Here is a 12,329-nt window from a genome sequence, read left to right as displayed (position 1 = left end):
CGTCAGCTTCGCCGCGACGCCTTCAGCCTCTGGCTGGAGGCACCCCTCGTGATCGCCATGCGCTGTCAGGAGATGGGGTTCGCGGCGCTGACGGGCTCGACGCAGAACACGACCGAGATGACCCGGATGGTCACCGAAAAGATGGCTGCTGCGACGGAAAGCGTCGTGGCGGCCAATTTTGCTTTGGCGAAGGCCGTGATGACGGCGGCTTCGCCGGAGACGACGGTGCGGGCCGTGTCCACGGCCGCGCTGAAACCTTACGGCAAACGCGTGCGCAGCAATGCGCGCCGCCTTGCCAAGAAGAAGACGTAAGGCGGCCCTGCCGCCAGTGGAAAGAACGATCCGATGCGCATTGAAGGTGAGAGCGAGACCAATATGACGGAAGCTTCGGCAAAGGAACCGCTGGTCCTCTTCATGCCCTCGGGCAAGCGCGGCCGTTTCCCGGTCGGCACGCCCGTGCTGGAAGCCGCGCGCAAACTCGGCGTCTATGTCGAGAGCGTCTGCGGCGGTCGCGCGACCTGCGGGCGCTGTCAGATCGAGGTGCAGGAAGGCAATTTCGCCAAGCACAAGATCGTCTCCTCCAACGACCACATCTCGGCCCGCGGCCCGAAGGAAGAGCGCTACGACAAGGTGCGTGGCCTGCCGGAAAACCGCCGCCTGTCCTGCTCGGCGCTCATCCAGGGCGACCTCGTCATCGACGTGCCGCAGGATACCGTGGTCAATGCGCAGGTCGTGCGCAAGGCCGCGACCGACCGCGTCATCGAGCGCAACGCCGCCGTCCAGCTCTGCTATGTCGAAGTAGACGAACCCGACATGCACAAGCCGCTCGGCGATCTCGACCGCCTGAAGGTGATGCTGGAAAAGGACTGGGGCTGGAAGGACCTGCTGGTCGCGCCGCACCTCATCCCGCAGGTCCAGTCGATCTTGCGTAAGGGCAACTGGGGCGTCACCGCCGCCATTCACCGCGATATGGACAGTTCGCGTCCCTTCATCGTCGGCCTATGGCCGGGCCTCAAGAATGAGGCCTATGGCATCGCCTGCGATATCGGCTCGACGACCATCGCCATGCATCTCGTCTCGCTGCTGTCGGGCCGCATCGTCGGCTCCTCCGGCACGTCGAACCCGCAGATCCGCTTCGGCGAAGACCTGATGAGCCGTGTCTCCTATGTCATGATGAACCCGGACGGACGGGAAGCCATGACCAAGGCGGTGCGCGAGGCCGTCAACGGCCTGATCGGCAAGGTCTGCGCCGAGGGCGAAGTCGACCGGCACGACATTCTCGACATGGTCTTCGTCGCCAACCCGATCATGCACCATCTCTTCCTCGGCATCGACCCGACGGAACTCGGCCAGGCGCCCTTCGCGCTCGCCGTTTCCGGCGCCCTGCAATACTGGGCGCATGAGCTCGACATCGAGGTGAACCGCGGCGCACGGCTCTATACGCTCCCCTGCATCGCCGGCCATGTCGGCGCGGATGCAGCGGGCGCGACGCTTGCAGAGGGCCCTTACCGGCAGGATCGCATGATGCTGCTCGTCGATGTCGGCACCAATGCCGAAATCGTGCTCGGCAACCGCCAGCGAGTCGTCGCCGCCTCGTCCCCGACCGGACCGGCCTTCGAAGGTGCGGAAATCTCCTCCGGCCAGCGCGCCGCGCCCGGCGCCATCGAGCGCGTGCGCATCGACCCTATCACGCTGGAGCCGAAATTCCGCGTCATCGGTGTGGAAAAATGGTCGGATGAAGAGGGCTTTGCCGAACAGGCCGCCAGCGTCGGCGTCACCGGCATCTGCGGCTCCGCGATCATCGAGGTCGTCGCCGAAATGTACCTTGCCGGCGTCATCTCCGAGGACGGCGTGGTCGATGGCGCGATGGCGGAGAAAAGCCCCCGCATCCTGCAGAACGGCCGCACCTTCTCCTACCTGCTGCATGACGGCGAGCAGCGCATCACGGTGACGCAGAATGACATCCGCGCCATCCAGCTCGCCAAGTCGGCGCTCTATGCCGGCATCAAGCTCTTGATGGAAAAGCAGGGCGTCGATCATGTCGATACGATCCGCTTTGCCGGCGCTTTCGGCTCGTTCATCGATCCGAAATACGCCATGGTGCTCGGCCTCATCCCGGACTGCAACCTCGATGAGGTGAAGGCGGTCGGCAATGCCGCCGGCACCGGCGCGCTGATGGCGCTGCTCAACCGCGATCACCGCCGTGAGATCGAACGGACTGTCGCCCATATCGAGAAGATCGAGACGGCGCTGGAACCCAACTTCCAGCAGCTCTTCGTCAATGCCATGGCGATGCCGAACAAGGTCGATCCCTTCCCCGAACTCGCCAAGGTCGTCGCCCTGCCCGAGCGCAAGGTGCTATCCGACGATGGCGGCGGTGAAGGTGGCGGTCGCCGCAGGCGCCGCAGCCGCGAGTAGTACCGCCGCGGCCACTGGCCGCGGTTACCATGTCCATAAACCACACCAACAAAATCCGTTTTGTTTCCGGCGGTTTATCGGCAAGGTGCGCGAATAGGCCGAGGGTGTCGCCCGTCGATAACACGATAGATCGCGTGATCCCTCGCCATCCCTCCAGCGCACGAAAGCCGCTCCATGTCGCTCGCCCGCCTTGCCGCCGCCAGCCTCTTCTTTCTTGCGGCCGCCACGACGGTGCGCGCGCAGGGGGACTATCCCTTTACCGGCGAATGGGAATGCGACGGCGCGCCCTTCGTCTTCACCGCGACCGTCTACAGCATCGGCGACGACAGCTATGATGTGCAGGAGGTCCAGGAAGGCTCTGATGGTTCATACTCGCTGTTCCTGTCAGATGACGTCTATATCACGCTTTCGGAAATCACATCGGATACGCTCGACTTCTCCTCTTCGGAGAGCAACCGTACGATGAGCTGCCGCCGCTATTAAGGATCATCCGCCATGAACCGCACGCGTCTTATCGCCCTCGCCCTGTCGCTTGGCCTGGCCTCGCCTGCCCTTGCCGATAGCTACGCCGCCATCAGCAACACCGCGATGTCAATTACCGGCGATATCGAATTCGACGATTTCGGCATCACCTTCGAAAACGGCAAGAAGATCGAATTCGACGATCTCATCGGCGATACGTTCGTCGTGGATGGCAAGTCGGTGCCGGCGTCGGTCTATAGCGTGGCGGATCCGAAGGACCCGGTTCTCCTCAATGGCAACACGCTCTGCGGCGCGCCCGTCACCTATGTGGCCTCGTGGTCGGCCAGCAACGGCACGGATACGATCGTCGCCGTGTTCTCGACGGAAGACGCGCCTGAGAGCAGCGACGAGATGTGCGCGTCCTATACCTACGAATAGCAGAAAGCCGGGCTTGCGCCCGGCTCCCTGAGATCAGCAGGCGACCTGCAGCATGTCCATCGGCCGGCGCTCCATACGGGCGAAGACCGTGCGGATATACTCGGCGACGGCCTGCGCCGGCGCTTCCGCCTCCTCATTGACGACGAGACCGATATGATAGTGCCCGAGATCGGGCAGCCCGTCCTTCTCGCCCAGCGCCACCATATCGTCGCCGATGAGGAAGCGTGCAAGCGGGGCGACGGCGAGATCGGCGCGAATGGCGGCGCGCTGGCCCATGTGGTGGGCACAGAAATAGGCGACGCGGAAATCGCGGCCTGAACGGCTCAGCTCCTCCAGCGCCTTGGCGCGCCAGATGCAGCCCTCCTCCCAGACCGAGACGGGCAGCGGCGTCTTCAGATGAGCATTGCCGCAGTTCTTGCCCGCCCAGACGAGCTGTTCCTTGAGCAGGATTTCACCGGGAACCGGGATCGTGCCGTCGGTCGCATTGAAGATCGCGAGATCGAGCCGCCGTTCGGCGACGGCACGGCGCAGATTGGCGCTGTTTTCGATCGACACATTCACGGCAATGGACGGATAGCTCTCGGCAAAGCGTTTCAGCACCTCCGGCAGGATCAGCTCGCCCACGTCATCGGGCGCACCGAGCCGCACGACGCCGTTCATCTCCGGCATCATGAAGCGCGACACCGCCTCGTTGCTGAGCGCGATGAGACGCCGCGCATAGGACAGCAGCACCTCGCCGTGATGGGTCAGCACGACCGAGCGCGCATCGCGGCGAAAGAGCGAGCAGCCGAGCAATTCCTCCAGCTTCTTGATCTGCATGGAGACGGCGGAGGGCGTGCGGTGCACCGTCTCGGCGGCCGTGGTGAAGTTGCCGGTCTCGGCGATCGCCACGAAGGTCTTAAGGATATCGAGTTCCAAAAGCGGGAGCGTCTGGCGCATGAGAAGATTCATGACGGGTCTCCATGGATCAGAAATTCTGAAGCAAACTGTCACTTCATTTCGTTTGATTGAAATACAGGATGGGCGGATAGTCAATCTGCAAGCACACGAATGGAAGGAAAAACGCCATGAAAACGCAGAAATCCCATGCTGGCGGCGCCGATCTTGCCGTTCTCGCCCGTGGAAACGGATTCTACTATGCAATACGGCGCTTCGTTGGCGACGCGCTCGAGGCCCGCCGCCGGCGCGCACTCGCTCATCACACCGCCGAAGAACTGGCCCACCTGCCCGACTATCTCAAGCAGGATATCGGCTGGCCTACGCTCATCAAACATGAAGAACACTGATCGATCCAATCAAATATATTCGTTTGATTGATATGTGAGGCCGCGGCATAGTGACGATCAAGGTCGCGACCTTTCGAAACCTCCCAAGCTCGAAAGGAACCCTGAAAATGGCAATAGCATTGGATCACCACCCGGTTCGGCGTGCTGCCGGCGCCGGCACCCTGTCTCATATCGTCCATGAACTTTCCGAACGGATCGTTTCCGCCTGGCAGCGCTATCGTGTGGAACGCGAACTGGAAAGCATGCCCTTCGACCTGCGCAAGGACATCGGTTTCCGTTCGTCGAACAAGACCACGCGATGACGGACGACTGTAACGGCGACATGCCGAACGACCACGACGCTACAAACCGCCGGACATGACCTTCAAAAGTCTCTCCGGCGGTTTTCTTTTGGGCTCAGATCATCGGGATTTCAGGCGCGACCGTGTCCGGCAGGATGCCCGTCAGCCGCGGATCGTCGAAAACTTCGATCTGGCGCCGCACCGGCGTAAAGCCCGAGCGGATGTAGAAATCCAACGCCTGGGGTGAATCGAGCGTGCAGGTATGCACCCAGAATCGCGTGAGCCCCTGTCGCGACCAGGCACGCGCAATCGCCCGGTTCATCAGCCAGCGCCCTGTTCCCTTGCCGATGACGGCAGCCGTCAGGCCGAAGAAGGCGAGTTCGCCCACACCGTCCTCACGGAAATCGAGCTCCATAAGCCCCTCGCCGCGCCCATCCTTCATGACGGCATAGACCTCGACATCGGGGTGATGGACAATGTCGGCAAGCTCGCTTTCCGACATGGCAAGGCGCGAGGACCACAGCCATTCGGTGCCGATGCGCCGGTAGAGATCGCGATACCAGGCGAGATCGACCTTCTCCATACGCTCGAGAGTTATGCCCGGCTGTTCGGGATCCGCGCGAACGGCCGGCGGCGCCGGCATTTCAAGGCAGGTCACCACGGCAGCGAGCTTGCCCGCCGGCACATCCGAATATCCATCTGGCAGCATTGTAATCATCCTTCGAAATTCCGCTCCGTATCTGGCGGTCGAGGCGCTTCTTGTCAAACGGGAACATCCGCGCGTTGCACGCCGCATCCGCTGTCGCAATCCGACGATGCCTGAAGCGAGGTCGCAAATGTGCTGCATTGCACAATCGCCTTATTTTCGCTCGGAGATACTGACATATCAGCGATACGTAGCCCCCATCGGTCGTAACCATCCTCTTTCGTGTCGCAAAAATACTAGCGCTGCGACTGTTCTCCCTGCGACCATCGCGACATTCAGGCCTCCAGCATGGACACCGTGATGAACAAGCAAAACGTCAAGAAGCGCTCTCTCGTTTTCTTCCTCGTGCCCAACTTCTCCATGCTGCCCTTCTCGGCGGCCATCGAGACGCTGCGTATCGCCAACCGCATGCTCGGCTACGAAGCCTATACCTGGCGCCTCGCCTCCACGGACGGCCAGCAGGTGCTGTCCTCCAGCGGCATCGGTATCGAGGTGAACTCCTCGCTTGCCGACGAGCGCAAATATCTCGGCGGCGAAAACCGCCCCTCCATGGTGCTCGTCTGTTCGGGCATCTATGTCGAGGATTTCTCGAACAAGTCGGTCAATGCCTGGCTGCGCGAAGTCTATAATCGCGGCATCGCGGTCGGCTCGCTCTGTACCGGCGCCCATGTTCTCGCCCAGGCGGGCCTGCTCTCGGGCAAGCGTTGCGCCATCCACTGGGAGAACCTGCCCGGCTTCGCCGAGGCCTATCCGCAGGCCGACGTCTATGCCGACCTCTACGAAATCGACAGCAACATCTATACCTGTGCCGGCGGTACTGCCTCGCTCGACATGATGCTGAACCTGATCGATCAGGATTTTGGCGAAAACCTCGTCAACCGCGTCTGCGAACAGGCCCTGACCGACCGCGTGCGCGGCCCGCACGACCGCCAGCGCTTGCCGCTGCGCGCGCGCCTCGGCGTGCAGAACGCCAAGGTGCTGTCGATCATCGAGCTGATGGAAGGCAATCTATCCGAGCCGCTGTCGCTTCTGGAGATCGCCGACAGCGCCGATCTCTCGCGCCGCCAGATCGAGCGCCTGTTCCGCCAGGAAATGGGCCGTTCGCCCGCCCGCTACTATCTCGAAATCCGGCTCGACCGGGCGCGCCACCTGCTCGTCCAATCCTCCATGCCGGTGGTGGAAGTGGCAGTCGCCTGCGGTTTCGTCTCCGCCTCGCACTTCTCCAAGTGCTACCGCGAACTCTACAACCGGTCGCCCCAGCAGGAGCGCGCTGAACGCAAGCTGACGCTCTCGGCCATCGCACGCTAAATTTTGATGACATGCAGCATCCTCGCCCCTTCGGCGGGGATCAGCTTGCCAGCGCGTTCATCAGCGACAGTTCGGAGAACACCCGGTTCCGTCCCGCATGTTTGGCCATATACAGGAACTGGTCGGCGGCATTCAGGTAGTTGTCGAAAGTTTCCCGCTCGGCGATGACGGCAAGGCCCGCCGAGACCGTGATAGTCAATGCCTCGCCATCGGCGATGATCGGCTGGGCTGCGAGCTCCCTGCGCAAATGCTCGCAGCAATCAAGCGCCGCTTCCAGCGACAGACCGTGGAAGATGATGCCGAACTCTTCGCCGCCAAGCCGCGCCAGAAGATGCCGGTCGTTGAGCCGGTGCTTGAGACGCCGCGCAACCGCCTTCAGCACGACGTCACCGACCTCATGGCCATAGGTGTCGTTGAGGCGCTTGAAATGGTCGATGTCGAGAATAGCAATCGACATCGGTTCGCCGCGCCGCACCGCCTGGTCGACCAGCCGCGGGCCGGCCTCGAAGAAATAGCGCCTGTTGTAGATATCGGTGAGATAGTCCCGTGCGGCGATGCGGTGCAGCGACTGAACGCGCTTCTGGATCGCGGCGACGTGGAAAATACGGCTGTTGAACTCTTCCTCCAGGAAGGGTTTCTGGATGTATTCATCACCGCCGGCCCGCAGGAAACGGGCCGCAACCATGCGGTCCGTCGCGGTGGAGAGGCCCACCACTCGCACGGTGTCGTCGCCATGACGCTTTCGGATTTCCTCCAGCAGCGCGAAGCCGTCCATATCGGTCAGGTCGAGATCGCAGACCACCATGTCGATGCCGCTGTTGGCATCAAGGGCGTCAAGGGCCGCAGCCCCGCTCTCCACGGCGGTGATCTGGAAACGCTGCTTGGCAATCAGGCCGACATGCTTGTGAAGGCTTTCCGGGTCCGAATCGACGACGAGCACACGTGTCTTGCCGCTGGTCAGGATACGATCCACCGCCAGCACCAATTGCTGCATCGCGGCCGGGCTGTCCTTCACGACATAATCCAGCACGTTCTTGGCAAGGATCTGGTCGCGCGTCGCATCGCTGAACGAGCCGGTAAAGACCAGGGGCGCGATGCCCTTGGAGATCACATAGTCGAGCGCCTCGCAATTGGGCGCATCGGGAAGGTTGAGGTCGAGAACGGCGAGCGCGAATTCCGGCGCCTCGGTCTGGAAGATGGTGCGCACCGCCGCCATGCTGGGGCAATGCGTGACCTGAAGGCCGAGCTCCTTCTCCAGGCGATATTTGAGCGCCGTGGAAAACATGCGGGAATCTTCCACGAGCAGCACATGCTGGCCGGAATGGCGCAGAAATGCTGGTCCTCGCTGCGGAGTTGAATCCACGTCCACCCGTCCACTATCCTGATCTTATTGTTCCCGTCGGCACGCATTACAAACCACCGGTTTTACCAAGTGGTTAATCCCGCGAGAAATATCTCACGCTACGTAAGGGACAGATCTGGGTGGAGTCTCGGCCTATCTGATTTTCAGGCTTTCTGACGCTGCTGCGCCGTTCTGATCTGGGTCAGCGTATCGAGGTTCTGATTCACGCGGCAGTAGAATTCCTCATCGATGAAGGGCCGCATGATGAAGTCGTTGCCGCCGGCCTTCAGGAAGCGGGCGGAGAGCAGGCGATCCGTCGATGAGGACACGCCGATGATGCGCAGCTGGTGCGAACCGACCGTGCCGCGAATGCGCCGCGTCAGTTCGAAACCATCGATATCGGGCATGTTGTAGTCGGTGATCATCAGCGCGATGTCGGGATTGGCCTTGAGCAGCGCGAGCGCCGTCGAACCGTTCTCCGCGACGCTGACGCGGAAATTGTAGCGCTTCAGGCGCGTCGAGAGCAGAGCGCGGGCGGTGGCGCTGTCATCGACGATCAGCACATGATGCTGGTGATTGGTCAGGAAGCGGCAGACCGACTCCGCCAGCATATCGACCGCGAAGACATTGTCCTTCAGGATATAATCGACGATTTCCTTGGACAGCAGCTGATCGCGCGTCGTCTGCTGGAAGGTACCGGTGAAGACGATCGTGGGAATGCTAAGATCAACGAGATAATTCAGCGCCTCGCCCTTCTCCGCACCCGGCAGATTGATGTTGGAGATCGCCAGCGTGATCTTGTCGGTCGACTTGTCATAAGCGAGCTCGAGTTCTTCGAAGCTGCGGCAAATCTCGACATCCAGATCAAAAAGCTCTTTCAGCCGCTTCGAGATCATGGAGGTGAAGACATTCGAATCCTCCGCAACAAGAATACGATGATGCGAGAGAGACGCGCCGGAATACTGCATCCCGGAAATGCCGATAAACGCCATGATATGCCTTCGTGATCTGAATTTTCCCCGAGCCTAGAGGTAACCGCAACCCTTTGCGAAAGCGTTAAATTTAGAGAGCATGAAAAAGCGTAGCGGCATTCCTTTGCCACTCCGTTTGTTCTGCGCACAAAGGAAAACGGCGCGGAACTTCTTCCGCGCCGTTCTCGAAAAACCACCGTTCGGTGTTTACTTGACCGAGGCCGAACCGCCCTGGATTTCGACATCCTCGCCGCCGTTCAAGGCGATGCGGTCGCCGTTCGGCATGGTGACGAAACAGCCCGAAGGGCAGATCGTTTCCGTGGAACCGGGCTCCAGCGCGATCTCGGCGCGGTTGCCACCCTCCACGACGACCAGAACCTGCGTGTCGGCGTCCTTGTTGGTGACGGTAGCAGCCATGGCCGGAGCGGTCATCGCAGCCGACACGAGCAGCATCATGATCATTCGCTTCATTTTCGCCCGGCGCGCAGCGCCGCCCCTGTTCAACAAGCCCTGGAGAAACAGTATCGTTCCTCCAGCGGATTTGCATCACGTTTTATGCGGGGGCGGCTGAATGCAGCATGAATGCGGCATTCATGTGCCGGAAATCAGGCTTCGGGATCGTTTTCGTCCGGTTCGGCTTCCCCAGCCGTGTCAGGCCCACGGACCTTTTCGGTGGCCTGGTTGAGCAGGGCCGCCATGAGCTGTGCGCCTTCGGGTGAAATCTTGATCGCCACTTCCGGTGACGACGGCGCACTCAAAGCAATTTGTTCAGCGCGAAAGCGCTCGAGAATTGCCGCCCTGAGTTCCGACTTCACGGAAACGTCAGTCAGGATATCAGCAAGGAAAGCCCGGATTTCGAAATCGAGCGTAGCCGAGGAAAAGGCCTGCAGGAGAACGACAGGCTCGGGATTTCGCAGGAGGCCCTGCTGTGTCTTCAGCGCAGTATAGATGACATCCTTGACCCTTTGCGGATCGTTACCGCCATGGACGCTGACTGTCACATCGACGCGACCCAGCTTGTTGCGATGGGTCCAGTTGCCGACCTGACCGTTGATCAGCACGGAATTCGGCACGATGACCGTCTGGCGCTGGAAGGTCTCGATCTCGGTGGCGCGCACCGAGATGCGACGCACGAACCCCTCCGTCGTGCCGGCCACCACCCAGTCGCCAACCTTGAAGGGACGCTCGGCAAGCAGGATCAGGCCGGAGACGAAATTCGAGACGATGTTCTGCAGACCAAAACCGATACCGAGGGAGAGTGCACCGGCGACGAGCGCGAGGCTGGAAAGATTGATGCCCGCCGCCGATATGCCGACGAGGCCGGCAATGGCGACACCAGCGTAGCCGACCGCGGTGCGCACGGAATTGCGCACGCCCGCATCGACCTGGCTGCGCGCCAGTACATTGCCGTCGATCCACTTCTGGAACCAGCGCGTGACGATGAAACCCAGTGCGAAGAGAATGATGCCAGCGAGGATGCCGACCAGCGAGATCGTGATGCTGCCGATGCGGATTTCCGTGAAAATACGGTAGGCCCAGGATTCGATATCGGCCACCTGAAAACCCCATTGCAGGAGCACCAGCGGCACGAAGCAGACGAAGATCAGCAGATAGATCGCGAGACCCGCGGCAAGACCGATCTGATCGAGCGCCACCGGACCGAGACCGAAGCGCTCTTCCAGCCGCTTGCCGACGGTCGTCGCGCCGAAGGCGTCGGGCGCGGAAACGGCGCGCCCGGACAGGAAGCCGATATAGGCTGTCACGACGATCGCGCCGGTCACCACGATCTGCGTCGCGACGAACCGGGCCATGCCGACATAGCCGAGCAGCGACGAGAAGATCAGGCCGAGGCCCGTCAGGATGAGCAGCACGAAGATCGAGCGCGGCCACGGGCGGCCCGCCGCATTCGGTGCTTCGCCCTGATGCAGCACGGGCCGGATGAAGGCGGTGACGACCAGAAGCACGCCGATGATGAGCGAGGCGAAGAAGCTCTTGACGACGGTCAGAACGACGGGCGAGCCAAGCACTTCGCTGATCGCGCCGAGGAAGTAATCGGCGCCGTTGACGATCGCCATGCTGAAGATGGAGAGCCACAGCAGCTGCGCGCCGCGATCGGAGACCCGCATCAGGCGCCAGTGCCCGTCGGCGGGCGACAGGACGGCATTGGCGAGCTGCGCGACGAAATAGATGGCAACCGTCACGCCCAGCGCAATGGCCACCAGCGGCGCGATGTCCGACCGCAGGACATTGAACGTATCCAGGAAGAAATAGCTAGCGCCGGCAAAGGCACTCGCCGCCATGGTGGGAAGGATGGTCGACCAGAAAGCGACGGAAAGGCGCGTGATATAGTGCGGCTTCTCCTGCTGCGCGGCCCGGGTGATATAGGGCGAAAACAGCCGATAGCTGCCGGACAGCAGAACGAGGGCTGCCATCAGCGACAGCGCGACAGCGCCGAAAAGCTGCATCCGTTTGAACTTCCAGACGAATTGCAGCCAGGCCGTCACGGTTCGGCCAAGCGTCGCCGTCTCGTCCATGACCGCGCCGGAGGCCTCGGCGAAGAGCTCCGTGTTGATGTCGGTGCGCTTCAGGATCGCATCGGTGAACAGCTGTCGGCGGATTTCCGTGATGCGGTTGGAAAGCTTCGTCGCCTCGATGGAGAGGTTTTCCGCCTCGCCGGTCAGCGCGTTGATCTCGTTGCGCTCGGCGGCGAGCTTCTTGCGCTCCTCCTTGACGACATCGGCTTCGGGCGGCGCCCCTTCGGCCGGCGGATCGCCAAGCTCCGTCTGGCGGGCCTTGATCGCTTCGAGACGTGGACGCGTCGCGACCGAGGTCGCGAGGATCATCCGGTTCAGCGTCTCGGTCTCCACTTTCAGCGCAACGAGCCGGGCATCGTCATCCTGCGCCTTGTCGACCCGCTCGCGAATGCTGTTCAGTTGGGCGCCGGCCTTGTCGAGATCGGCGCTGGCCTGTTCGAGCTGCGTCGCGTCGGTGGCGGGTGCGGCCGCCGTCTGGGCCGCAACGGGCGATGCCGCGAGGAGAAGAACGGCAAGAAGGATGGAAACGAGACGGGAGATCGGCAAGAGGCCATCCTCGGTGAACAGAAACAGGCGACGCATC

At 61.8% G+C, this 12,329-nt stretch carries 13 protein-coding genes; 7 read left to right on the top strand and 6 right to left on the bottom strand.

Features of this window, described 5'->3' with window-relative positions:
• The 4 genes from AC27VQ_RS14980 to AC27VQ_RS14965 form a co-directional block, all read left to right on the top strand.
• Positions 1 to 312 (top strand): hypothetical protein (locus tag AC27VQ_RS14980; RefSeq protein WP_488716878.1); only part of this gene is annotated, 312 nt, incomplete at its 5' end.
• Between the two features lie 33 nt (positions 313 to 345).
• Positions 346 to 2,418 carry an ASKHA domain-containing protein gene (locus tag AC27VQ_RS14975; protein WP_488716877.1) on the top strand — a complete coding sequence of 691 codons (2,073 nt, stop codon included), beginning with the start codon at positions 346 to 348 and terminating at the stop codon, positions 2,416 to 2,418.
• Between the two features lie 174 nt (positions 2,419 to 2,592).
• Positions 2,593 to 2,901, top strand: coding sequence for a hypothetical protein (locus AC27VQ_RS14970; RefSeq protein ID WP_488716876.1), 309 nt, complete (start codon positions 2,593 to 2,595; stop codon positions 2,899 to 2,901).
• A gap of 12 nt (positions 2,902 to 2,913) precedes the next feature.
• The gene (locus AC27VQ_RS14965; RefSeq protein WP_488716875.1) at positions 2,914 to 3,318 is read left to right on the top strand and encodes a hypothetical protein; all 405 of its coding nucleotides are present in this window, start codon (positions 2,914 to 2,916) and stop codon (positions 3,316 to 3,318) included.
• Between the two features lie 33 nt (positions 3,319 to 3,351).
• On the opposite strand, the gene AC27VQ_RS14960 is transcribed toward AC27VQ_RS14965, so the two are convergent.
• Positions 3,352 to 4,269 (bottom strand): LysR family transcriptional regulator, encoded by a 918-nt coding sequence (locus AC27VQ_RS14960; protein WP_313527311.1) that lies wholly within the window; start codon positions 4,267 to 4,269, stop codon positions 3,352 to 3,354.
• Positions 4,270 to 4,385: 116 nt separating this feature from the next.
• On the opposite strand from AC27VQ_RS14960, the gene AC27VQ_RS14955 reads away from it, so the two are divergent.
• Positions 4,386 to 4,604 (top strand): hypothetical protein, encoded by a 219-nt coding sequence (locus AC27VQ_RS14955; RefSeq protein ID WP_488716874.1) that lies wholly within the window; start codon positions 4,386 to 4,388, stop codon positions 4,602 to 4,604.
• Positions 4,605 to 4,711: 107 nt separating this feature from the next.
• Entirely contained in the window at positions 4,712 to 4,906 is a 195-nt protein-coding gene (locus AC27VQ_RS14950; protein ID WP_488716873.1) for a hypothetical protein, read from the top strand.
• 94 nt (positions 4,907 to 5,000) lie between these two features.
• On the opposite strand, the gene AC27VQ_RS14945 is transcribed toward AC27VQ_RS14950, so the two are convergent.
• On the bottom strand, positions 5,001 to 5,594 hold the full coding sequence (locus AC27VQ_RS14945; protein ID WP_488716872.1) for a GNAT family N-acetyltransferase: 594 nt from the start codon (positions 5,592 to 5,594) through the stop codon (positions 5,001 to 5,003).
• Between the two features lie 297 nt (positions 5,595 to 5,891).
• Between AC27VQ_RS14945 and AC27VQ_RS14940 the strand changes: the two genes are divergently transcribed.
• The gene (locus AC27VQ_RS14940; protein WP_117366400.1) at positions 5,892 to 6,899 is read left to right on the top strand and encodes a GlxA family transcriptional regulator; all 1,008 of its coding nucleotides are present in this window, start codon (positions 5,892 to 5,894) and stop codon (positions 6,897 to 6,899) included.
• Between the two features lie 40 nt (positions 6,900 to 6,939).
• Here the strand turns inward: AC27VQ_RS14940 and AC27VQ_RS14935 are convergent, their stop codons facing one another.
• The 4 genes from AC27VQ_RS14935 to AC27VQ_RS14920 form a co-directional block, all read right to left on the bottom strand.
• A complete protein-coding gene (locus AC27VQ_RS14935) occupies positions 6,940 to 8,262 on the bottom strand; it encodes a GGDEF domain-containing response regulator (RefSeq protein ID WP_488716871.1) in 1,323 nt (440 codons plus the stop codon).
• 143 nt (positions 8,263 to 8,405) lie between these two features.
• Complete coding sequence (locus AC27VQ_RS14930) at positions 8,406 to 9,233, bottom strand: response regulator (protein WP_488716870.1); 828 nt, start codon at positions 9,231 to 9,233, stop codon at positions 8,406 to 8,408.
• Between the two features lie 186 nt (positions 9,234 to 9,419).
• A complete protein-coding gene (locus tag AC27VQ_RS14925; protein WP_488716869.1) occupies positions 9,420 to 9,668 on the bottom strand; it encodes a hypothetical protein in 249 nt (82 codons plus the stop codon).
• 149 nt (positions 9,669 to 9,817) lie between these two features.
• Positions 9,818 to 12,328, bottom strand: coding sequence for a mechanosensitive ion channel domain-containing protein (locus AC27VQ_RS14920; RefSeq protein WP_488716868.1), 2,511 nt, complete (start codon positions 12,326 to 12,328; stop codon positions 9,818 to 9,820).
• Between the last annotated feature and the right edge of the window lies 1 nt (position 12,329).

This window comes from Shinella sp. 20P9.1.1, assembly GCF_057798995.1.
This window is presented reverse-complemented; position numbering and strand designations above follow the sequence as displayed.

Excerpts from the sequence above, each read along its gene's own strand:
- AC27VQ_RS14975 (WP_488716877.1), top strand. The coding sequence starts at position 346 with ATGCGCATTGAAGGTGAGAGCGAGACCAATATGACGGAAGCTTCGGCA.
- AC27VQ_RS14970 (WP_488716876.1), top strand. The coding sequence starts at position 2,593 with ATGTCGCTCGCCCGCCTTGCCGCCGCCAGCCTCTTCTTTCTTGCGGCC.
- AC27VQ_RS14965 (WP_488716875.1), top strand. The coding sequence starts at position 2,914 with ATGAACCGCACGCGTCTTATCGCCCTCGCCCTGTCGCTTGGCCTGGCC.
- AC27VQ_RS14960 (WP_313527311.1), bottom strand. The coding sequence starts at position 4,269 with ATGAATCTTCTCATGCGCCAGACGCTCCCGCTTTTGGAACTCGATATC.
- AC27VQ_RS14955 (WP_488716874.1), top strand. The coding sequence starts at position 4,386 with ATGAAAACGCAGAAATCCCATGCTGGCGGCGCCGATCTTGCCGTTCTC.
- AC27VQ_RS14950 (WP_488716873.1), top strand. The coding sequence starts at position 4,712 with ATGGCAATAGCATTGGATCACCACCCGGTTCGGCGTGCTGCCGGCGCC.
- AC27VQ_RS14945 (WP_488716872.1), bottom strand. The coding sequence starts at position 5,594 with ATGCTGCCAGATGGATATTCGGATGTGCCGGCGGGCAAGCTCGCTGCC.
- AC27VQ_RS14940 (WP_117366400.1), top strand. The coding sequence starts at position 5,892 with ATGAACAAGCAAAACGTCAAGAAGCGCTCTCTCGTTTTCTTCCTCGTG.
- AC27VQ_RS14930 (WP_488716870.1), bottom strand. The coding sequence starts at position 9,233 with ATGGCGTTTATCGGCATTTCCGGGATGCAGTATTCCGGCGCGTCTCTC.
- AC27VQ_RS14925 (WP_488716869.1), bottom strand. The coding sequence starts at position 9,668 with ATGATGCTGCTCGTGTCGGCTGCGATGACCGCTCCGGCCATGGCTGCT.
- AC27VQ_RS14920 (WP_488716868.1), bottom strand. The coding sequence starts at position 12,328 with ATGCGTCGCCTGTTTCTGTTCACCGAGGATGGCCTCTTGCCGATCTCC.